This window comes from Micrococcales bacterium (assembly GCA_016703125.1).
GTDB lineage: Bacteria > Actinomycetota > Actinomycetes > S36-B12 > UBA10799 > JADKAV01.
The window spans coordinates 316,079-337,331 of the sequence record JADJCR010000004.1; the positions used below are offsets into that span (position 1 = coordinate 316,079).

Here is a 21,253-nt window from a genome sequence, read left to right on the forward strand (position 1 = left end):
ACAAAACCCGCGATCTTGGGCTAGTTTCCCCTTATGCCCGACTGTCCGCCTGAGCACCCCGACCATTCATTCCGGCACAGGATGCAGAAGGCGCGGGACACCACCGGGACCGCCAAGAAGTCCCTGCTGAACCCCCTGGGGCTGCGCGGGGTCGCCGTCGAGGCGGCCTTCCTGGCCACTCACGTCGCGATGTACCCCTTCGGCCTCGTCGAGGACAAGTACCGGCACGCCGAGCAACGGCACAACCTTGATGGCCTGCCACCGGTCCAGCGTGGGCTGATCATCGGCGACGTCGAGGCTGCGGGCACGCCGATCATCCTCATCCACGGCATCATCGACAACCACACCGTCTTCGCGTTCCTGCGCCGGGCGCTGAACCGTCGGGGTTTCGGCCGGGTCATCACACTGAACTACTCGCCGCTGTCCGACGACATCCCGCGTGTGGCCCGGCGGTTGAAGTCGCTGGTGGAGAAGGTCCGCCGTGAGACCGGCTACGAGCGCGTGCACGTCATCGGTCACTCGATGGGCGGGGTCGTGGCGCGTTACTACGTGCAGCGTCTCGGTGGCGACAACCGGGTGCACACGCTGGTGACCCTGGGATCTCCGCACGCCGGCACCATGCCGGCCTATCTGATCCCCACTCGGTGGTCAAGCAAATGCGACCGGGCAGCCCGGTCGTGCAGGAACTCGACGCCCCCCGCCCCGGGTGCCGCACGCGGATGGTGGCCATCTGGTCGGACCTCGACCAGATGATCATCCCGAAGCGCAACGCCCGTATCGTGCACCCGGACCTCAACGCCCGCAACGTGTTCGTCCGGGGCGTGGGCCATATGTCGTTCCCGGTTGACGGCAGGGTCGTGCACGAGATCTGCACCACGCTGGCTCAGCTCGATCCGGACGGCTCCACGCTCGTGCGCGGCGCCACATCCATCGGCAGCAGCACCGGCCGTGTCAGCGAGCCGGTGGTGCCGAGCCGACCGGCCGCGCAGGCGCGCACAGGGGTGGCCGAGTAGGACCCCACACCGGGTCGGGCCTACAAGAAGTCCTGCGGATCGCGCTGGTCGCCCTTCTTCAGCACTTCGAAGTGCAGGTGGGGCCCGCTGGTGTTGCCGGTGCTGCCCACCGCGCCGATACGCTCCCCGCGCAGGACCCGGTCGCCCTTGTCCACCCCGATGTCGTTCAGGTGCGCGTACAGCGTCTCGACGCCGTTGTCGTGGCGCACGATGATGTGGTTGCCGTAGGCGCCACCCCAGCCGGCTTCCACCACCCGGCCGGCCAGAGCCGAGAACACAGGTGTGCCCGTGGCGGTGGCGAAGTCCAGTCCGGTGTGGTGACCGGAGGACCAGCTGCTGCCGGCCTGGCCGAAGTAGGCGGTGTTGCGGTAGTTGCGGGTGGGCGTGAACATGTCGCCGCTGCTGCGTTGTGCCCGCTGCTCGGCGCGCCTGGCCCGGCGGATCTCGATCTGCTTGGCCGTGTCCGCCGCGTCATCCATCAGGTCCGGCGGGAACGCCGGCATATCCGCCGCGGGCTGCGCCACGGGCGGCGCCACGGGCTGATCGACCGCCTCGGCCTGATCGACGGAGGCAAGCACCACGTCGGCGCCGCCTGGCACCGCACCGAGCACCAGCGCACCGGCGACCACCGCGACACTGGCTCCCTGCACGAACTCCGGAATGCCATATGTGCTCACAGGCGCCTCACTCCCCACGCAGGTAGGGACGGGGGTCGAGCTTCTTGCCGTGCTGCGAACGGATCTCGAAGTGCAGGTGCGGACCGGTGGTGTTCCCGGTGCTGCCCACCTTGCCGACCCGCTGCCCGGACCGGACGGTCTGACCCTTGCGCACGGCGATGGCCGACAGGTGCGCGTAGAGACTGCGCTTGCCGCTGCGGTGTTTGACGAGTACCGCCTTGCCGTACGCGCCGGCCCAGCCTGCGTGCACGACCTTGCCGTCGGCCACGGTCCGCACCGGCCGGCCCCGGGGGGCGGAGAAGTCAAGACCGGTGTGCCGGCCGGAGGACCACAGCCGGCCTCGCTGGCCGAACTTGGCGGACAACCGGTAGCCGGTGGTGGGCAGGTGGCTGAAGCGGGCCGAGGTGGCCACGGATCGGCGGTCGCCATCGGCGGCATGCGGGGGCGGTGGCCGGGACCGGCAGTGCCGCCGTGAGGCCTGCTCCCAGCAAGGGGATCAACGTCTTCATGGCGCTGTTGTGCTCGGTGCGCCGTCGCGTCAATCACTAGGAGACCGTCAAAACGGGCAAATAGACCGTGACATCCCGCACGTGGGTGTGTTGTGCGTCACTTACACCTTCTCGACGGGGGCATAACGCAGTAGGAGGCGCTTGACGCCTGCACTTCCGAAATCGATGTGCGCCTCGGCCCTGTCGTCCTGGCCGGCCGTCGAGACGACAGTCCCGAACCCGAACTTCGGGTGCAGCACGTTGTCGCCGGCGGTGAGGTCGATGACCGGTCCCGCGGTCCGGCGGGCGGCCCCGGCGGCCTGGGCCAGCGCGGGTGCGCCCCCGCGACCCCCGGCACTGGGGCGCCGCGACAGGTCACGGCCGGTGCGGCGCCAATCCACCAGGGACTCCGGCAACTCCTCGAGGAACCGGCTCGGCGGGTTGGACTGCGGCGTGCCGAACTGCATGCGCACGGCGGCGCGGCTGACATACAGCCGCTGGCGTGCCCGGGTGACACCCACGTACGCCAGGCGTCGTTCCTCCTGCAGCTCCACGGGGTCGTCCAACGAACGCATGTGGGGGAATACGGCTTCTTCTAGTCCCGTCAGGAACACCGCGTCGAACTCCAGGCCCTTGGCGGTGTGCAGGGTCATCAGCGTGACCAGGCCGCCCTCGTGCTCGGGCACGTCATCGGCCTCAGCCACCAGCGCGACCCGTTCGAGGAAGTCCGCCAGCGTGCCGTCGGCGTTGTCATTGAGGAACTCCCGGGCGACTGACGCGAGTTCGGCCAGGTTCTCCAGGCGCGACTCGTCCTGCGGATCGTTGGAGGCCTGCAGTTCAGCCACCAGCCCGGACTGTTCCAGCACGGCCTCGACCATCTCCTCGGGGTCGGCACCTGAGTCCAGCCGCAGCCGCAGCTCATCGAGAAGCGCCAGGAAACCACCTATGCGGGTCTCCGCGCGCGGACCCAGGCCGATCTCAGCCACGCGGCGCAGGGCGGCCTCGAAACTGATCTGCTCGCGCGCTGCCAGGGCGGTCACCTGTTCCACGGTGCGGTCCCCGAGTCCCCGCTTGGGCACGTTGAGGATCCGCTGGAGCGCGACATCGTCCTCAGGGTTGGCCACCACGCGCAGGTAGGCCAGGGCATCGCGCACTTCTCTGCGCTCGTAGAAGCGGACGTTGCCGACGATGCGGTAGCGCAGGCCCGAGCGCACCAGTACCTCTTCCAGGGGCCGGGACTGCGCGTGGGTCCGGTAGAACACGGCGATCTCACCGGCCGGCATCCCGTGAGCGGTGAGGCTGCGGATCTCATTGACGACGAAGGCCGCCTCGTCGCGGTCGTCATCGGCCACGTAGCCGACGATCTGGTCGCCGTCACCGGCATCGGTCCACAGTCGCTTCTCACGGCGGCCCGCGTTGTGGGCGATGAGGGCGTTGGCCGCCGAGAGGATGGTCTGGGTGGAGCGGTAGTTCTGCTCCAGCAGAACGACCTCGGCACCGGGGAAGTCCTTCTCGAACTCCTCGATGTTGCGCACATCGGCCCCACGGAAGGCGTAGATGGACTGGTCGGAGTCACCGACCACGCACAACTCCGCCGGGTCCAGGCCCTCGGAGCCGTCCCCCACCAGCCGCCGCACGAGTTCGTACTGGGCCTTGTTGGTGTCCTGGTACTCATCGATGAGGATGTGCCCGAACATCCGGTGGTAGTAGGACGCCACCTCATCGAAGAGCGTCAGCACGGCCACGGAGTTGCCGATGAGGTCGTCGAAGTCCATCGCGCCTGCCCGCTGCAGCCGCTCGGTGTACTGCCGGTACACGTCGGCCAGGACCTGCTGGGACTCGGTCTCCACCCCGGCGGCGAACCCCTCATGGTCGATCAGTTCGTTCTTCAGCCCGGAGATCTGATGCTGCAGACCGCGTGGACGGTACTTGCGCGGGTCGAGGTCGAGGTCCTTGCCGATGGCCGTGAGCAACCGGCGGCTGTCATCGGTGTCGTAGATCGAGAAGGAACTCGGGAATCCGAGGTGGTGGCCCTGCCGTCGCAGGATCCGCACGCAGGCGCTGTGGAATGTGGAGACCCACATGCGCCGGCCGACGGGTCCGACCAGCGCACTGACCCGCTCCTTCATCTCGTTGGCGGCCTTGTTCGTGAACGTGATCGCGAGGATCTCCGAGGGCACGGCCTGGTTGCTGGCCAGCAGATGGGCGATCCGCCGGGTGAGCACGCGCGTCTTCCCCGAGCCGGCACCGGCCACGACGAGTATCGGGCTGCCGCGATGGGTCACGGCCTGGGCCTGCTGGGGGTTCAGATCGGAAAGAAGGTCGTCCACTGCTCCCGAGTGTAGGCTCCGGCGACCACTACCGGATGACCCCCACCAGACGCAGGGACACCCGCGCCTTCCTGGGCGCGCCGGCCACTCGGATGGCCTTGTCGTCCGACAGGTTCACTACCACCAGGTCGGTGTTCGAACGACGGGCGCGCACGTCCACGCTGCGCACCCCGGGCCGGTCCCCGGCGCTCCACACCGTCACACCGCCGGCCTTCCCGGCCCCCTTGGTGGTGACGGCGAGCACGACCGCGCGCGCGGTGGCCGGGACCTTGCCGGTGATCGTCTTCTCCGTGGCAGCCCGGAACGTGCCCAGATCCGACGATGACGGCCGCAGGCGTGCGGCACCCGGTTGCGGAGTCGTGACCCACCCGCCGAGCGCCACCGTGACCGTGGTCGGCGCCTGGGCCGTGTTCTTCAACGTCACCGCGGCGTCCGTCGTGGCTGTGAACACGGTGGCCGAGCGGGTTCCCTTGACCACGTCGACGGCGTCGGCGCGGGTCGTGGCTCCGGACGGCGTGACCCGGATGTGACCGGCGACCGTGCCCGTGGTGTTGAGGGTGAGCACCGCGCCGGTGAGGCCCTTGTCCGGGGCCCCGGGCAACGTGATGTTCTGGGTGCCGCCGGCGGGGATCTCGGTCGTGGCGGCCACCGTCGCCGGGACCGGCCGCCACGTACCCGTGCGGTCGGTCGCGGCCGCGGTGCTGGCTCTGGTGAAGTACCCGAGGACGTCGACCGCGACCGGGGCGTGACCGGCCACCGTCGCCAGCCAGATGCGGCCGGTATCGGACACCGGCACGATCGCAGTGGCCGCACTTGTTCCCTGCATGCCCAGTGAGACGACCTTGGGGCCGTTGGCGCCCGGGGCGCCGGAGGCGGTGATCCAACCCGGTGCGTTGGACTCGTAGGCCGTCACCAGCACGGCCACTGCTTGCGCGCCGTCCTTCGGGATGCCCTTCTTGCCGACCACCGCCACCGACACACTCCGGTTGTCTCCGGACCAGCGCCGTTGCTGCAGGTAGCAGCCGGCCGGGCCCTTCGTGCGCCCGTCGAACACGCGCACCGGCTTGACGGGGACGAAGGCGGCCGACGACTGCAGGCTGCGGGCCTGGCCGCCGACCCGGGCGACTGGGCAGGGCCGGTCCACCACCGGAGTGCCGTCCCAGTACGAGGTGCGCCCTGCGGCACCGTCCCACGTCATCGAGAAGTGCACATGATCGCGGTGGCAGAAGGTGTCGCTGCCCGACCCCTGCAGCGAGTAGCAGCCCTTGAGCTCGGTCCAGCCACGACCCGGGTCGTACGCCCGCCACATCTCGTCGCCCCACCCGATGTACATGATCCCCAGGCGCCGGGCGTTGGCCGCAGGCGTGCCGTCCGGGCCGGGGGCGGTGACCCAGTCCACAAAGGCCTGGGCCTCGGCTCGCTCTGCGGGGTTCTTCCAGTCCACCATCCAGTCGACCGCACGGCCCTCCTTGTGCTCGGAGATGCTGTCCTGGTCGCAGGCCCGCGTGATGCCGATGACAGCCTTGCCGTAGGTGTCGAGCAACAGTTGGCGCAACATCATGGCGCCGGGCCGGGCCACCGGGTCGCAGGTGGTCATCCCTTCGTACTCGATGGGAGCGTCGAGGACGGCCGGGTAGGGCCGGTCCGGGGGGAGCACGGAACTGGCGTTCTTCGCAGCGGTGGCCGGGGAGCTGGCGAGCAGCACCAGCAACAGCGCCGACAGCAGGGGAAGGATGCGTCGCACCCGAGGCAGGCTGCCAGGGTCATCCGGGCGGTTCGGGCATGTCGCGCCCGTGTCGGTCACGAAAAGGTCACGACGGACCCGCTTTGTGCGTTTATGTCCGGTTCTGGGTCACTCCCACTCGATGGTGCCCGGAGGTTTGCTGGTGACGTCCAGCGCCACGCGGTTAACGGCATCCACCTCGTTGGTGATGCGGGTGGAGATGGTGGCGATCACCTCGTGCGGCAGGCGCGACCAGTCGGCGGTCATGGCGTCCTCGCTGCTCACGGGCCGCAGCACCACCGGATGCCCGTAGGTGCGGCCGTCACCCTGCACCCCGACGCTGCGGACCCCCGCCAGCAGCACCACGGGGAACTGCCACACCGATCGGTCGAGACCCGCCGCGTTGAGTTCCGCGCGGGCGATGGCGTCCGCACGGCGCAGGGTCTCCAGGTTCTCCGCGGTGACCTCCCCCACGATCCGGATCGCCAGGCCCGGCCCGGGGAACGGGTGGCGCCAGACCATGTCCTCCGGCAGTCCGAGGGCCGTCCCCACCGCACGCACCTCGTCCTTGAACAGGTCTCGCAGCGGCTCGACGAGTTCGAACTCGAGGTCGTCGGGCAGGCCGCCGACGTTGTGGTGGCTCTTGATGTTGGCGGTGCCCGTGCCGCCCCCGGATTCCACGACGTCGGGGTAGAGCGTCCCCTGCACGAGGAACCGCACCTCCCCGCCGGCCTCCGCGACGACGTCGGCCGCGGCCGCCTCGAACACCCGGATGAACTCCCGGCCGATGATCTTGCGCTTCTGCTCGGGCTCGGTGACCCCCGCCAGCGCCTCCAGGAACCGCCCTCGCGCGTCCACCACGACCAGGCGCGCACCAGTGGCGGCGACGAAATCCCGCTCCACCTGCTCCACCTCGCCCTGCCGCAGCAGACCGTGGTCCACGAACACGCAGGTGAGCCGGTCCCCGATCGCGCGCTGCACCAGCGCCGCGGCCACTGCGGAGTCCACGCCGCCGGACAGCCCGCAGATCGCCCGGCCCTCCCCCACCTGTGCGGCGATCGCGGCCACCTGGGTGTCGATCACCCCTTCGGTCGACCAGTTCGGCGTGAGGCCCGCGACGTCGTAGAGAAACCGCTGCAGGATGGCCTGCCCGTGGTCGGTATGGGCCACTTCGGGATGGAACTGCACCCCGGCCAGCGGACGGTTGCGGTGGATGAAGGCCGCCACGGGGGTGGCTGCGGTCATGGCGACCACCTCGCAGTCCGCCGGCGCCTTCACCACCGCGTCCCCATGTGACATCCACACCGACTGCTCGGCGGGTTGCCCGGCGAACAACACGGAGTCGGTGGTGCGCACGGTCGTGCGGCCGTACTCCCGCAGTCCCGTCTTGTCCACCTGCCCGCCGAGGGCAGCGGCCATCACCTGGAAGCCGTAGCAGATGCCGAACACGGGGACGCCGGCGTGAAGGATCTCCTCGTCGAAGGCGGGGGCATCGTCGACGTAGACGCTGGCCGGCCCTCCGGACAGGACGATCGCCAGCGGCTGCTTGGCCAGGATCTGCTCGGCGGTCCAGGTGTGGGGGACCACTTCGGAGTACACGTGCGCCTCCCGCACCCGGCGGGCGATGAGCTGGGCGTACTGGGCACCGAAGTCGACGACCAGGACCGGACGGGGCAGATTCGCCATGCGGCAAGTCTAGGTGTGACGCAGCGCGGGCCGACGGCGCGCCCGCTATCCCAAGTCACTAAGTCGGAAAGGCTGTGTTACGGTTTCCTAGTAACTTGACCGACAATGCCATGTATGGAGGCAGTAATGACCACATCCCTTCGCCGCAGACTCGCGGGGGTGGCCGCAGCCGTGGCAGTGATGGGGACGCTGGCCGCGTGCTCGTCCGACGCCGACAACGCGTCCAGTTCAGCCGACCCCAGCGCCGCCGCCCAGGAGATCAAGACCGTGCGGCTCGGCTTCTTCCCGAACCTCACGCATGCCCCGGCCCTGGTCGGTATGCAGGAGGGCTACTTCAAGGAGGCGCTGAAACCGCTGGGCCTCACGGTGACCCCGACCGCCTTCAACGCCGGTCCTGACGCCGTGACCGCCCTGTTCGGCGACTCCCTGGACATCACCTACATCGGCCCGAACCCCACGATCAGCGCCTACACGCAGTCCAAGGGCGAGGCCGTGAAGGTCGTGTCCGGCGCCGCGTCCAGTGGTGCCGCGCTGGTCGTCAGCCCGGACATCACGACTGCGGCCGACCTCAAGGGGGAAGGCACTGGCCACACCGCAACTGGGCAACACCCAGGACGTGGCGCTGCGTTACTGGCTCCAGGACGAAGGTCTGACCAGCACTGTCGAGGGTGGCGGAGACGTCTCCATCAAGCCGCAATCCAACGCCGACGGACTGACCGCGTACGGCGCCGGGCAGCTCCAGGGGGCATGGGTTCCCGAGCCGTGGGTGTCGGAGTACGTGGCCAAGGGCGCCAAGGTGCTGGTGAACGAGAAGGACCTGTGGCCCGACGGCAAGTTCGTCACGACGAACATCCTCGTGCGTAGCGAGTTCCTCGCCGACCACCCCGACGTGGTGCAGGCCGTGCTCGACGCCCACGTGCAGGCGCTGCAGGAGATCGAGAAGAACCCCGACCAGGCCAAGACCGACGTGAACGCCGCGCTGCAGAGCCTGACCGGTGGACAGCTCGACCCGGAGATCATGGACTCTGCCTGGGAGCAGGTCGACTTCACCGCCGATCCGCTGCCGCAGACACTGGTGACCTCGGCCTCGCACGCGGCGGACGTGGGTCTGCTCGATCAGGCCGAGATCGACGCCGCCGGTGGGTTGCCCGGGACGCTGTACGACCTCTCGCTGATCAACAAGTCGCTGGAAGCCGCCGGATTGGACCCGGTGACCCAGTGACCGTGACCCTGCAGGCACCAGCGCACACCGCACTGCAAGTGCGCGGCGTGACGAAGGTCTTCGACTCCGAGGATGGCCGCACCGCGGCCCTGCACGGCGTGGATCTCGATGTCCGCCGGGGTGAGTTCGTCACCGTGGTCGGGCACAGCGGCTGCGGCAAGACGACCCTGCTGAACATCGTCGCCGGCCTCGACACTCCCACCTCCGGGAGTGTCGAGGTCGACGGCCGCTCCGCGCTGATGTTCCAGGACCCGACGCTGCTGCCGTGGCTGACCGCCCGGCAGAACGTGGAATTGGCCCTCAAACTGCGGGGCGTCCCCCGGAAGGAACGCAGGACGCAGGCCGAGGAGTTCCTCAACGTCGTGCGACTCGGCGATGCGGCCACCCGGCGGCCGCACGAGTTGTCCGGCGGCATGAAGCAGCGGGTGAATCTGGCCCGCTGCCTGGCGCAGAACGCCGACCTGGTCCTCATGGACGAGCCGCTCGGCGCCCTGGACGCGATGACCCGCGACCTACTCCACGACGAGATCGAGCGGGTGGTGCGCGAACGCGACCTCACGGTGGTGTTCGTGACACACAACATGCGCGAAGCCGTGCGCCTCGGCGACCGGGTCATCCTGATGGCCTACGGGAAGATCGTCCACGAGCAGATCGTGAACCTCCCCCACCCGCGGATCATGGACTCCGCGGAAGTTGCTGAACGCGCCGGGGACCTCACCCGGCGCCTGCACGAGGCGGCGTGACATGGCGACCACTGTTCTGACCCCTGTGGTCGACGTCCTGCCCGAGCCGACCAGGCAGACACTTGTATCGCGCGTCTGGGCGTGGAGCTGGCCCAAACTGCTCGCGGTGGGCCTTGTGCTGGGCGCATGGCAACTGGTCGTGTGGTCGGGCTGGCGGCCCGAGTATGTGCTGCCCGGACCGATCCCCACCCTGCAAGCCGTCTGGGAGATGCTCGGCACCGACCGCTTCTGGAGCGCCATCGCCACCACGATGACCCGGGCGGTGGCAGGCTTCGCGCTTGCACTGCTGATCGGTACTGCGATCGGAGTCCTGGTCGCGCGGATCCGACCGCTGCGGCTGGCGATCGGCGCTCTGATCACCGGGTTGCAGACCATGCCCTCGATCTCGTGGTTCCCGCTGGCGATCCTGCTGTTCGGGATCAACGAGAGGGCGATCCTGTTCGTGGTCGTGCTGGGGGCTGCCCCCAGCATCGCCAACGGCGTGATCTCCGGTATCGACCAGGTGCCACCGGCGTTCTGGCGGCTGGGCCAGGTGCTCGGCGCCGGGCCGGTCTCGCTGTACCGCAACATCGTGTTGCCGGCGGCCTTGCCCGGCTACGTGAGCGGGCTCACCCAGGGCTGGGCCTTCGCCTGGCGCTCGCTCATGGCCGGTGAGTTGCTGGTCATCATCGCCGAACGGCCGTCGCTGGGTGCGCAGTTGGAGTTCGCCCGGCAGTTGGCCAAGGCCCCGCAGCTGCTCGGCACGATGCTGGTGATCCTGATCATCGGGATGCTGGTCGACGGACTGTTCTCGTCGGCCTCACGCCGCATGCGCGAACGCCGTGGCCTGGCGACCTGAGCCGGGCACCACGCCCGCCCATGGTGGCATTGCCCGCAGGACGCGGGACAATGCCACCATGCAGATCTCAGCTCGCGTCGACTACGCACTGCGCGCGATGACGGAGTTGGCCGTGGCCTGGGACGATGACCCCACGCGCCTGGAGAAGGCCGATGCGCTGGCCACCCGGCAAGCGATCCCTGCGCGCTTCCTCGAGAGCATCCTCGGCCAGCTGCGCAAGGCCGGGCTGATCGTGAGCCAGCGTGGGGCCGACGGCGGCTACCGGTTGGCTGTGCCACCCGACCGGATCACGGTCGCGGACATCATCCGGGTCCTCGACGGGCCGCTGGGCGCCGTGCGCAGCGAAGCGCCCGAGGACGCCGTCTACGCCGGCCCCGCCGAACACCTGCGCACGGTGTGGGTGGCGACCCGGGCAGCAATGCGCTCGGTGTTGGAAAGCACCACGTTGGCTGATGTCGTGGCCGGGCGGACGACCGACCAGATCGACACGCTGCTGGCGACGCCCGGGGCGTGGGACCGCCGCTGAGCCTCCCCAGGCCAAGGCGGGCGAGGTTCGTACACCCGGGAGATACGCGGTCGTCCTCTCCCCGCCATACGCATAAGTACCGGTTGCCATAACCGCGCGCAGGCCCGGCGGGTACGCCCGGATTGTGCGGCTGGACCCCTGCCCGAGGCGTTGGGTCCCCGCCATACGCATCACTCCCGGTTGCCGCAAACGTCCGCAAGGCCCGGCGGGTGCGCCCGGATTGTGCAGGCAGTGCCGGGAACGCCACTATGGGGGGCAACAGCTTCGAGAGGACCGGCATGGCCCGTTCGACCCCCGACGCCGACCCGGGATCCCACCAGCGATCCCGGGGGGCGTTCACATCGCGCAAGGTGTTCATCCTCGCCGCCATCGGCTCCGCCGTCGGCCTGGGCAACATCTGGCGTTTCCCCTACGTCGCGTACGAGAACGGTGGCGGTGCGTTCGTCATCCCCTACCTGGTGGCGCTGCTCACGGCCGGTCTGCCGTTCCTGCTCTTCGACTACGCCATCGGCCATCGGTACCGGGGGTCGGCGCCGCTGTCGTTCAGGCGGATGAGCCGGGCAGCGGAGACCATGGGGTGGTGGCAGGTCGGGATCTGCGCGGTCATCGCCATTTACTACGCGGTGATCATCGCCTGGGCGCTGCGCTACACGTTCTTCTCCATCGACCAGTCATGGGGCGACGACCCCGGCACCTTCCTGATGACGGACTTCCTGCAGGTCGCCGAACCCGGGGTGGGACTCGACTTCCTGCCGGGCGTACTCATCCCGCTGCTGGCGGTCTGGGTCGCCGTGATCGTGATCATGGTGGCCGGGGTGCAGAAGGGCATAGGCACCACCGCGGTGTTCTTCATCCCGCTGCTCGTCCTGGCGTTCCTGGCTCTGGTGCTGCGCTCGTTGTTCCTTCCCGGCGCCGCGGAGGGACTCAACGCGCTGTTCACGCCCAACTGGGGCGCGCTGACCGACACCGCTGTGTGGGCAGCGGCCTTCGGGCAGATCTTCTTCTCCCTGTCGATCGGCTTCGGCATCATGATCACCTACGCCTCCTACGTCGGCCGCCGTACCGACATGACCGGCTCGGGGCTGGTCGTGGGGCTGTCCAACTCCGGCTTCGAACTCCTCGCCGGGATCGGGGTGTTCGCGGCGCTGGGTTTCATGGCACAGGCCAATGGCGTCGGCGTCGATGGGGTGGTGGACCAGGGCTTGGGCCTGGCCTTCGTCGCCTTCCCGGCCCTTATCTCCGAGGCGCCCGGCGGCGCCATCATCGGCGTGCTCTTCTTCGGGTCGCTGGTCATCGCCGGGCTGACGTCCCTGGTCAGCGTCATCGAGGTCGTCATCTCCGCGGTGCGCGACAAGTTCGACCTGACCCGGGTCACGGCCAGCCTGGCAGTCGGCATCCCGGCGACGGTGATCAGCGTGCTCGCGTTCGGCACGACCACCGGGGTGCCGATCCTGGACACGATGGACCACTTCATCAACCGCTTCGGGATCCTGTTTGCTGCGGTCGTCAGCATGGTTGCAGTCACCTGGATCTTCCGCGACCTACCCGGCTTGCGCGCACACATGAACGCCACCGGTTCGATCCCGCTGGGTCAGTGGTGGGTCGCTCTAGTCGCTGTCGTGACCCCGGCGGCGCTGCTGTTCGTGCTGGTGCGCGAGTTCATCGACACTGTCCGCGAGCCGTACGGCGACTACCCAGCGTGGCTGATCAACACCTTCGGCTGGGGCACGGCGGTCGCCGTCGTCCTGCTCGCCGTCATCGTCAGCCGCGTCCCGTGGAACAGTCGCGTGAGTCTGCAGGAACCGCAGGAGGAGGACCAATGAACGGTTCTGCCATCGTCATGATGCTCGTGGCCATGCTCGTCCTCTGGGGTGGGCTGTGCTTGGCCGTGTTCAACCTCGTCCGGTACCCCGGCGAGGAGCCCGAGGAGGTCCTGCGGGATCTGTGACGCGCGGCGCCGCCCGCCCCGCAGGTCCAGCGCGAGGCGTGAGCGATACGGGTACCCGGGAGCGGAAAAGACCGTCCGTATCGCTCCCCAACGTACGTATCGCTAACCGATACCGGAGTTGCCGCCCCGCCCCGCAGGTCCAGCGCGAGGCGTGAGCGATACGGGTACCCGGGAGCGGAAAAGACCGTTCGTATCGCTCCCCAACGTACGAATCGCTAACCGATACCGGAGTTGCCGCCCACCCCGCAGGTCCAGCGCGAGGCGCGAGCGATACCCGGAGCGGGAAAAACCGTCTACCGCCCACCTCGACGATCGCGGGGCCCAGCGGGAGCGATACGGAACCGCTACCGCACCTCGACGATCGGCAACCGCAGCGCCCCCGGTGCAGCATCCGGAACCACCGGTTCCTTCGGGGCGATGGGCGCGATCCGCTGGTACCCCTGCCCTTGCGCCGGGCGCACATCGGTCTCGCCCTTGTTCGGCCACATCGCCATCGCCCGCTCGGCCTGCGCGGTGATCGTCAAGGACGGGTTCACCCCGAGGTTCGCCGAGATCGCCGAACCGTCGGTGATGTGCAGGCCAGGGTGGCCGTAGACCCGGTGGTAAGGATCGATGACACCGGCCTGCGCCGAGTCGCCGATGACGCAGCCGCCGACGAAGTGCGCGGTCATCGGTGCGCTGATCAGGTCGCCGAGGTTGCCTCCCGGCAGTCCGCCGATGCGATTGCTCAGGAGCCGCGCCGCTTCGTTGCCCGCCGGGATCCAGGTCGGGTTCGGTTCGCCGTCGCCCTGCTTGGACGTCAGGCGCCACCGGCCGAACCGGCCCCGCTTGCCGCTGACGGTCAGCGAGTTGTCGACCGCCTGCATGACCAGCAGGATGATGGCCCGCTCCGACCACCCCCGCAGGTTGATGAACTGCAGAGCCTCCGAGCGGTGGGCGACCAATGCCTTGACCCACGTCCGCCAGCGGGGCTCGCCGTCGATCTCGTCGGTGAGCACGGTCTGCAGGGCGCCCATCACATTGGAGCCCTTGCCGTAGCGCACCGGCTCGATGTGGGTGTGCGGTTCCGGGAAGAAACTCGACGTGATGGCCACGCCCCGGGTGTAGTCGCGACTGCGGTCCTTCGTGATGGCACCGAGCAGGGACTCGGAGTTCGACCTCGACAGCTTGCCCAGCGCCGGCGAGAGGTTCGGCAGGCGTCCGGTGTCCTTCATCGCGTGCAGGAGGCGCTGGGTGTTATAGGCGCCCGCGGCCATGATGACCTCTTTGGCCATGATGCGGCGGCGACCTTTGCGCGGGGCATCAGTGCGGGTGACATCGATCGCGTAGCCCTCACCGAACTGCTCGAGCCCGGTGACGGTGGTCATCGGCTGGATCTCCGCCCCGGCACTCTCAGCGAGGTAGAGGTAGTTCTTGACCAAGGTGTTCTTGGCGTTGTGGCGACAGCCGGTCATGCACTCGCCGCACTCGGTGCACCCCGTGCGCTCCGGACCGCGCCCGCCGAAGTACGGGTCCTGCTTGGTGACGCCCGGTCCGTCACCGAAGTAGACACCCACCGGGGTCAGCTGGAACGTCTCCCCGACGCCCATCTCCTCGGCAACTGCCTTCAACTCGACGTCCGCGGGCGTCATGGTCGGGTTCTGCACCACGCCGAGCATGCGCTTGGCCTGGTCGTAGAACGGCAGGAGCTCGGACTGCCAGTCGGTGATGTGCGCCCACTGCTTGTCCTTGAAGAACGGCGTCGGCGGCACGTAGAGCGTGTTCGCGTAGACCAGCGAGCCACCTCCCACCCCGGCGCCGGCCAGGATGATGGCGTCCGGCAGCAGGTGGATGCGCTGGATGCCGTAGCAGCCGAGCGCCGGTGCCCACAGGAACCGGTTGGTACGCCACGAGGTCTTCGGGAAATCACCATCCTCGAAGCGGCGTCCCGCCTCGATGACGAGGACCTTGTACCCCTTCTCGGTCAGCCGGAGGGCGGCCACCGAGCCGCCGAACCCGGAGCCGATGATCGCCACGTCGTAGTCGAACTGTTCCATCAGGACATCCCCATCTTCTTCATCGCCGCCAGGGACAAAGCCATGAAGTGCCCCCACTGCTCATCGTCCATGCCGAACTGCGGTGCGATCCGCACCAACCGCTGCACTGCCACTGTCTGCGACTCCGTGTATTTCAGCAAACCCTCGGTGCCGTGCCGGCGACCGATACCTGAGGCTCCCATACCACCCATCGGGGCAGATGTGGTCCCCCATGCCGAGGCATAACCCTCGTTGATGTTGACCGTGCCTGCGCGCAGTCTGGCCGCCACCCTCCGGCCGTGTCGGGTGTCGCGGGTCAGCACCGAGGCGTTCAGACCGTACTCGGTGTCGTTGGCCCGGTCGATGGCCTCCTCGTCGTTCTGCACCTTGTAGACACTGACCACCGGGCCGAACGTCTCCTGGATACAGGCACGCATCTCCCGGGTGACGTCCGCCAGCACGGTCGGCTCGAAGTACAACGGGCCGATGTCGGGGCGCGCCTTGCCGCCGGCCAGGACCGTGGCCCCCTTGGCCACCGCGTCCTGAACGTGCTCATTGACCGTGTCGAACTGCTTCTGGCTGATCAGAGAACCCATGTCCGAGCCCCAGCCGACACCGCTGCGCAGCCGCATGGCCTTGACACGTGCCACGAACTTCTCCAGGAACGCGTCGTACACCTTCTCGTTGATGTACATGCGCTCCATGGAGATGCACAACTGCCCGGCGTTGCTGAAGCACGCCCGCACCGCGATCTCGGCGGCCCGGTCCACGTCGGCGTCGGCCAGCACGAGCATGGCGTTCTTGCCACCGAGTTCCATCGAGCACCCGATGAGGTGCCTGCCGCATTGCTCGGCAAGGTCCCTGCCGACGGCGGTGGAGCCGGTGAACATCAGGTAGTCGGCGTTGCGGACGATGAGCGGGCCGAGTTGCGCGCCCGGCCCCACCACGACCTGTACCAGGCCCTCGGGGATGCCTGCCTCGCGCAACAGCCGCACAGCCCACAACGCGGTGAACGCGGTCTGCGAATCGGGCTTGAGCACGATGCCGTTGCCCGCCAGCAGAGCGGGGATCGCATCGGACACCGCCAGGGTCAGCGGGTAGTTCCAGGGCGAGATGACCCCGACCACACCCTTGGGGTGACGGATCTCGGACACCGCCGTCAGCACTGGAAGCACCCCGCGGTGCTTGACGCGCTTCAACTTCGTCGGGGCCACGCGCGCGTAGTGGCGGGACGTGAGCAGGACGTCGAGGAACTCATCGGAGGCGTCCGAGCGGGTCTTGCCGGTCTCGAGCTGGATGAGGTCCAGGGACGCGCTGCGGTTCTGCAGCATGACGTCGTGGAACCGCAGGATCACGCGGGCGCGCTCCTTGGGGGTCCACTGCGCCCACCTCTTCTGCGCCCGGCGGGCGGTCTCGAAGGCCATGTCCACGTCCTCGGGGGTGCTGATCGGGACGTCACCGATCGGTTCGAGGGTGAATGGCGAGATGGACTGCATGGTCTGGGCCCGGGGGGAGGCAACAACCTGTGCGACCAGGCTTTTCACGTCGATTCCGGCCACGGGGGCCGCCGGCTTGTCCGGGGCGAGCGTCATGCGATCAGGGTAAACCCAATGGCCCCGCCGCGAACCCGGAAGACCCGGATACGTCCGGCCCGCACCCGCACCAGGCAGGGGCCCCGGGTTCAGGTCGATCCCGCGAGGCGAAAGTCGAACATCACGCGGCGACTGACGCCCCTGACGACCGACTACCGGACCGGAGGTTGTTCAGTCCGGTCAACTCCCCTGGCGCCCTGTACGGTATCTGTATGCTCCCCGCTGCCTCCTGGGCCATCGCTGCTGCGCTGGTGACCCCTGTGGCGTTCTCGCTGGCGAGCACCGCCCCGGTCAGTGCCGACCCGTCACCGCCGGGGACCTCAGCGTCGGTATCCCTCTCGCCCTCGCCGTCAACATCGGTATCCCTCTCGCCCGCGCCGTCAACGTCGCCCTCGGAATCGGCCTCCACCCCGCCGGTCGAGCCGGCGCCGATCCCTCCGACCGAGACCGGCCCGCCGGACCCAGGCTTGACGGTTTCACCGGAGATGGAGATGGAGTCATCCCTGTCCGCACTGGGACTGCCGACGGGCCGCGTCGACGGCCTGGTCGACGCCGCGACCCGGCGAGCCCTGTGCGCCTACCGCGACCTGAACGGCCTCAGCGCCACCCGCAAACCGGCCCGCTCGGCCCTCGTGTCGGAGATCTCCGTTTCAACGGAACTGCCGCTGTTGCCCCGCAAGTTGTTCGGGGTCAAGGCCCTGGTCAGTCTGACCTGCCAAACCGCCTACATCACCAACAACGCCGGGGTCATCGTGCGGGTGCTGCCGGTGAGCACCGGCAAGGACAACGGTTACCACGCCACGCGGCGGGGCTTCAAACGCGTGTACTGGAAGTACAACGCGTGGCAGCACAGCACCCTGTTCCCCGAGCCGGACGGCCGGCCCGGCCTGTACCGGCCGATCTACTTCGACCGCGGCATCGCCTTCCACGGTGTGCGCCACCCGGTCAAGACCCGCCCGCAGTCCCACGGATGTGTGCGAACCCGGCCTAAGGACCAGGACTGGCTGTGGAAGCAGCTCAAGGTCCGTGACCGGGTATTCGTGTACGGCAACTACTGGCGGCAGAAGACCGCCTCCCTCGGCGGTTTCGCCACGCGCTGACCGAGGGTCAGTGACTGCGTACCATCTCCACACGCTGGAAGCTCTTCAGATCCGAATACCCGCACAGGGCCACGGATCGGCGCAGCGCCCCCGTGAGGTTCATCGTCCCGTCACTGACCCGCGAGGGCCCGAACAGCACTTCCTGCCAGGTCCCGACGGTGCTGAACTCCACTATTTCCCCGCGCGGCAGTTGCGCGTGCGTGGCCTCCATCCCCCAGTGGCGGCCCGCCCCCGGCGCCTCCTGGGCGCGGGCGAGCGGCGAGCCCACCATGGCTGCGTCAGCCCCACAGGCGATGGCCTTCACGATGTCGCCGCTGCGCCCCATCGCACCGTCGGCGATGACGTGCACATACCTGCCGCCAGACTCGTCGAGGTAGTCGCGGCGGGCAGCGGCGACGTCGGCGACGGCGCTGGCCATGGGTACCCGCACGCCGAGGACGTCGGCGGTGGTGTGGCTTGCGCCGCCGCCGAAGCCCACCAGGACTCCGGCGGCTCCGGCGCGCATCAAGTGCAACGCCGACTGGTAGGTGGCCACCCCACCCACGAGCACTGGCACGTCGAGTTCGTAGATGAACTGTTTGAGGTTCAGTGGTTCCTGGTCGGCACTGACGTGCTCGGCACTGACCGTCGTGCCGCGGATCACGAACACGTCCACGCCGGCCTTGATGACGTCGCGGAACAAGTCATGAGTCTTCTGCGGCGAGAGCGAACCGGCTACCGTGATCCCGGCCTCCCGCATCTGCTGTACCCGTGCGGTGATGAGTTCGGGTTTGATCGGCTCGGCGTACAGCCTCTGCAGCAGCGGCAGCGCATCCTGGCCATCCACGGCGCGGATCTGCGCGAAGGCGTCCGACGGGTCCTCGTGCCGGGTCCAGAGGCCCTCGAGGTTCAGCACCGCCAGCCCGCCGACCTGCCCCATGGCGATCGCGGTGGCGGGAGACACGATGGAGTCCATGGGCGCCGCCACGATCGGCATGTCGAAGGAGTACGCGTCGATGTTCCACCGCAGGTCGACGCCCTCGGGGTCGCGGGTCCGGCGGTGCGGTGCCACGGCCACGTCGTCGAAGGAGTAGCCCGCTCTGGCCGACTTGGACAGCCCGATCACGATGTCGCTCACGGGATCACAGCCTAGTGTCCCCGCGCCGCGGTGTATCAGCGCGGCGCATGTTGGGTGATGCCGCTCCCCCGCCAGTCAGTACTCCTAGGAAACGGGTCAGCGCCGGTGGTAGTTGGGCGCCTCGACGGTCATCTGGATGTCGTGGGGATGGCTTTCCTTGAGCCCGGCGGCGGTGATGCGCACGAACCGGCCGTTGGTGTGCAGTTCCGGGATCGAGTTCGCGCCGCTGTACCCCATGGCCGCCCGCAGGCCGCCGGTCAGCTGGTGGGCGACGACGGACAGTTTGCCGCGATAAGGCACCTGCCCCTCGATCCCTTCCGGGACCAGCTTGTCGTCACTGAGCACATCGTCCTGGAAGTACCGGTCCTTGGAGTAGGACTTGGCCTCCCCACGACTCTGCATCGCCCCCAGTGACCCCATGCCGCGGTACTGCTTGAACTGCTTGCCGCTGACGAAAACCACGTCGCCGGGGGACTCCTCGCAGCCGGCCAGCAGCGACCCGAGCATCACCGTGTCGGCGCCGGCCACGATCGCCTTGGCGATGTCGCCGCTGTACTGCAGTCCACCGTCCGCGATGACCGGCACCCCCAGCGGGCGCACGGCGGTGGCGACCTCGTGGATCGCCGTCACCTGCGGCACGCCGACACCGGCGACGACGCGGGTGGTGCAGATCGACCCCGGTCCGACGCCCACCTTGACCGCGTCGGCGCCCGCCCCGGCCAGCGCCAGGGCAGCCTCAGCGGTGGCGATGTTCCCACCCACGACGTCGATGGTGGTGTCCTTCTTCAACCGGGCGACCATCTCCAGTACGCCGCGGCTGTGGCCGTGGGCGGTGTCGACCACGACGAAGTCCACACCGGCCTCGGTCAGGGTCATGGCCCGTGTGTAGGCGTCCTCGCCGACCCCTACGGCCGCCCCGACGACCAGCCGGCCGGCGGCGTCCTTGGTCGCATCCGGGTAGGCCTCGGACTTCAGGAAGTCCTTCACGGTGATCAGCCCGCGGACGCGGTTGTCCTCGTCCACCAGCGGCAACTTCTCGATCTTGTGCAGCCGCAGCAGGCCGAGGGCCTCGGCGGGCTCGATGCCGAGGTAGCCGGTCACCAGCGGCGCGGGCGTCATGATCTGCGCGACCGGCACCGACCGGTCCTCCTCGAAACGCATGTCCCGGTTCGTCACGATCCCGAGCAGGCGGCCGGCGTCGTCGACCACGGGCAGACCGGAGATCCGGTAGCGGCGGCACATGGCGTCGACCTCGGCCAGGGTGTCCTCGGGCCGGCAGGTCACGGGGTTGCTCACCATGCCCGCTTCCGAGCGTTTCACCATGTCCACGTGCAGCGCCTGGTCCTCGATCGACATGTTGCGGTGCAGGACCCCGACCCCGCCTATCCGCGCCATCGCGATGGCCATCCGGGCCTCGGTCACGGTGTCCATCGCGCTGCTCACCAGCGGCACCCGCAGTCGCAGCGACCGGGTCAGATGCGAGGAGGTGTCCACTTCGGAGGGGACGACGTCGGAGGCAGCGGGTACCAGCAGGACGTCGTCGAAAGTCAGGCCGACGGGAGCGAAAGGGTCAGTGGGCGAGGGGGGTTGCACCATGCAGCAAGATTACGCTCCGGCCGATGGGTCAACTGATGAGTCCCGCGCGAAGCCCTACTGCCACCGCCTGGGCGCGGTCGGCAGCCCGCAGCTTGCGGAACAGCCTGCGTGCGTGGGTCTTGATGGTGTCCTCCGACAGGAACAGTTCGCGGCCGATCTCCCCATTCGACAGTCCGCGCGACATCCCATCGAGCACCTGCGTCTCGCGCTCGGACAACTTGTACTGGGGCGGCGCGTCCGCCGGGTGCCGGTCGGCGCCCCCGACGTGGTGGATCGCCAGACCCATCTCCAGCCGGGTGGCGTCCTTGGTGATGTAGCCGGCGGCGCCGTTGGCCACCGCGGTCGCCACGGCTTGTGGGTCTTCGCCGGCGGTGAGCATCACGATGCGCACGCTCGGGTCGGAGTGCAGCAGGCGGCGGGCACACTCCAGTCCGGTCATCCCCGGCATGCGGACATCCAGCAGCACCAAGTCGGGTCGATCGCTGAGACACCGCGTCAGAGCCTCTTCACCACTGCTCGCCAGGCTGACGCTGGCCACCCCCGGAAGGCCGCTGACCAGGCGCCGCAAGCCGTCCCGCACTGCCGGCGCGTCGTCGACGATCAGCACTGATGTCACCGCGCACCTCCTGGTCACTGGGC

General features: G+C 68.7%; 16 protein-coding genes and 2 pseudogenes. 8 read left to right on the forward strand and 10 right to left on the reverse strand.

Translation table 11 applies throughout. The features are described from left to right. The first annotated feature begins 81 nt into the window (after positions 1 to 81). Positions 82 to 1,013 (forward strand): annotated as a pseudogene (locus IPG68_08380) (alpha/beta fold hydrolase). 20 nt (positions 1,014 to 1,033) lie between these two features. Here IPG68_08380 and IPG68_08385 read toward each other — a convergent pair. The 5 genes from IPG68_08385 to guaA all read right to left on the reverse strand — a co-directional run bounded on the left by IPG68_08385 (position 1,034) and on the right by guaA (position 7,917). Further along, positions 1,034 to 1,516 carry a M23 family metallopeptidase gene (locus IPG68_08385; GenBank protein MBK6763281.1) on the reverse strand — a complete coding sequence of 161 codons (483 nt, stop codon included), beginning with the start codon at positions 1,514 to 1,516 and terminating at the stop codon, positions 1,034 to 1,036. Between the two features lie 181 nt (positions 1,517 to 1,697). Then, positions 1,698 to 2,102 carry a M23 family metallopeptidase gene (locus IPG68_08390; protein ID MBK6763282.1) on the reverse strand — a complete coding sequence of 135 codons (405 nt, stop codon included), beginning with the start codon at positions 2,100 to 2,102 and terminating at the stop codon, positions 1,698 to 1,700. Positions 2,103 to 2,300: 198 nt separating this feature from the next. Continuing rightward, on the reverse strand, positions 2,301 to 4,508 hold the full coding sequence (gene pcrA, locus IPG68_08395; GenBank protein MBK6763283.1) for a DNA helicase PcrA: 2,208 nt from the start codon (positions 4,506 to 4,508) through the stop codon (positions 2,301 to 2,303). A 28-nt stretch (positions 4,509 to 4,536) separates the two neighbouring features. Continuing rightward, a complete protein-coding gene (locus IPG68_08400; GenBank protein ID MBK6763284.1) occupies positions 4,537 to 6,252 on the reverse strand; it encodes a hypothetical protein in 1,716 nt (571 codons plus the stop codon). A gap of 108 nt (positions 6,253 to 6,360) precedes the next feature. Next, on the reverse strand, positions 6,361 to 7,917 hold the full coding sequence (gene guaA / locus IPG68_08405; protein ID MBK6763285.1) for a glutamine-hydrolyzing GMP synthase: 1,557 nt from the start codon (positions 7,915 to 7,917) through the stop codon (positions 6,361 to 6,363). A 114-nt stretch (positions 7,918 to 8,031) separates the two neighbouring features. Here guaA and IPG68_08410 point away from each other — a divergent pair. The 6 genes and pseudogenes from IPG68_08410 (at position 8,032) to IPG68_08435 (ending at position 13,194) form a co-directional block, all read left to right on the forward strand. Then, positions 8,032 to 9,139 (forward strand): annotated as a pseudogene (locus IPG68_08410) (ABC transporter substrate-binding protein). Continuing rightward, on the forward strand, positions 9,118 to 9,882 hold the full coding sequence (locus IPG68_08415; GenBank protein MBK6763286.1) for an ABC transporter ATP-binding protein: 765 nt from the start codon (positions 9,118 to 9,120) through the stop codon (positions 9,880 to 9,882). The pseudogene IPG68_08410 and the gene IPG68_08415 overlap by 22 nt, the downstream one beginning before the upstream one ends. 1 nt (position 9,883) lies before the next feature. Further along, positions 9,884 to 10,720, forward strand: a complete 837-nt coding sequence (locus IPG68_08420; GenBank protein ID MBK6763287.1) for an ABC transporter permease — start codon at positions 9,884 to 9,886, stop codon at positions 10,718 to 10,720. A gap of 58 nt (positions 10,721 to 10,778) precedes the next feature. Next, entirely contained in the window at positions 10,779 to 11,246 is a 468-nt protein-coding gene (locus IPG68_08425) for an Rrf2 family transcriptional regulator (GenBank protein MBK6763288.1), read from the forward strand. Positions 11,247 to 11,524: 278 nt separating this feature from the next. Further along, complete coding sequence (locus IPG68_08430) at positions 11,525 to 13,069, forward strand: sodium-dependent transporter (protein MBK6763289.1); 1,545 nt, start codon at positions 11,525 to 11,527, stop codon at positions 13,067 to 13,069. Then, positions 13,066 to 13,194, forward strand: a complete 129-nt coding sequence (locus IPG68_08435; GenBank protein MBK6763290.1) for a methionine/alanine import family NSS transporter small subunit — start codon at positions 13,066 to 13,068, stop codon at positions 13,192 to 13,194. The genes IPG68_08430 and IPG68_08435 overlap by 4 nt, the downstream gene beginning before the upstream one ends. A gap of 344 nt (positions 13,195 to 13,538) precedes the next feature. On the opposite strand, the gene IPG68_08440 is transcribed toward IPG68_08435, so the two are convergent. Both IPG68_08440 and IPG68_08445 read right to left on the reverse strand, forming a co-directional pair. Then, positions 13,539 to 15,230: a GMC family oxidoreductase gene (locus IPG68_08440; protein ID MBK6763291.1), complete on the reverse strand. Its 1,692-nt coding sequence runs from the start codon at positions 15,228 to 15,230 to the stop codon at positions 13,539 to 13,541. Continuing rightward, complete coding sequence (locus IPG68_08445; GenBank protein ID MBK6763292.1) at positions 15,230 to 16,801, reverse strand: succinate-semialdehyde dehydrogenase (NADP(+)); 1,572 nt, start codon at positions 16,799 to 16,801, stop codon at positions 15,230 to 15,232. The genes IPG68_08440 and IPG68_08445 overlap by 1 nt, the downstream gene beginning before the upstream one ends. Positions 16,802 to 17,013: 212 nt before the next feature. Between IPG68_08445 and IPG68_08450 the strand changes: the two genes are divergently transcribed. Continuing rightward, complete coding sequence (locus tag IPG68_08450; protein MBK6763293.1) at positions 17,014 to 17,901, forward strand: L,D-transpeptidase family protein; 888 nt, start codon at positions 17,014 to 17,016, stop codon at positions 17,899 to 17,901. Between the two features lie 7 nt (positions 17,902 to 17,908). On the opposite strand, the gene IPG68_08455 is transcribed toward IPG68_08450, so the two are convergent. From IPG68_08455 to IPG68_08465, 3 genes are all read right to left on the reverse strand, one after another. Then, positions 17,909 to 19,018 carry a GuaB3 family IMP dehydrogenase-related protein gene (locus IPG68_08455; GenBank protein MBK6763294.1) on the reverse strand — a complete coding sequence of 370 codons (1,110 nt, stop codon included), beginning with the start codon at positions 19,016 to 19,018 and terminating at the stop codon, positions 17,909 to 17,911. Positions 19,019 to 19,114: 96 nt separating this feature from the next. Next, complete coding sequence (gene guaB, locus IPG68_08460; protein MBK6763295.1) at positions 19,115 to 20,614, reverse strand: IMP dehydrogenase; 1,500 nt, start codon at positions 20,612 to 20,614, stop codon at positions 19,115 to 19,117. Positions 20,615 to 20,642: 28 nt separating this feature from the next. Beyond that, positions 20,643 to 21,230: a response regulator transcription factor gene (locus IPG68_08465; protein MBK6763296.1), complete on the reverse strand. Its 588-nt coding sequence runs from the start codon at positions 21,228 to 21,230 to the stop codon at positions 20,643 to 20,645. Positions 21,231 to 21,253 lie beyond the last annotated feature (23 nt).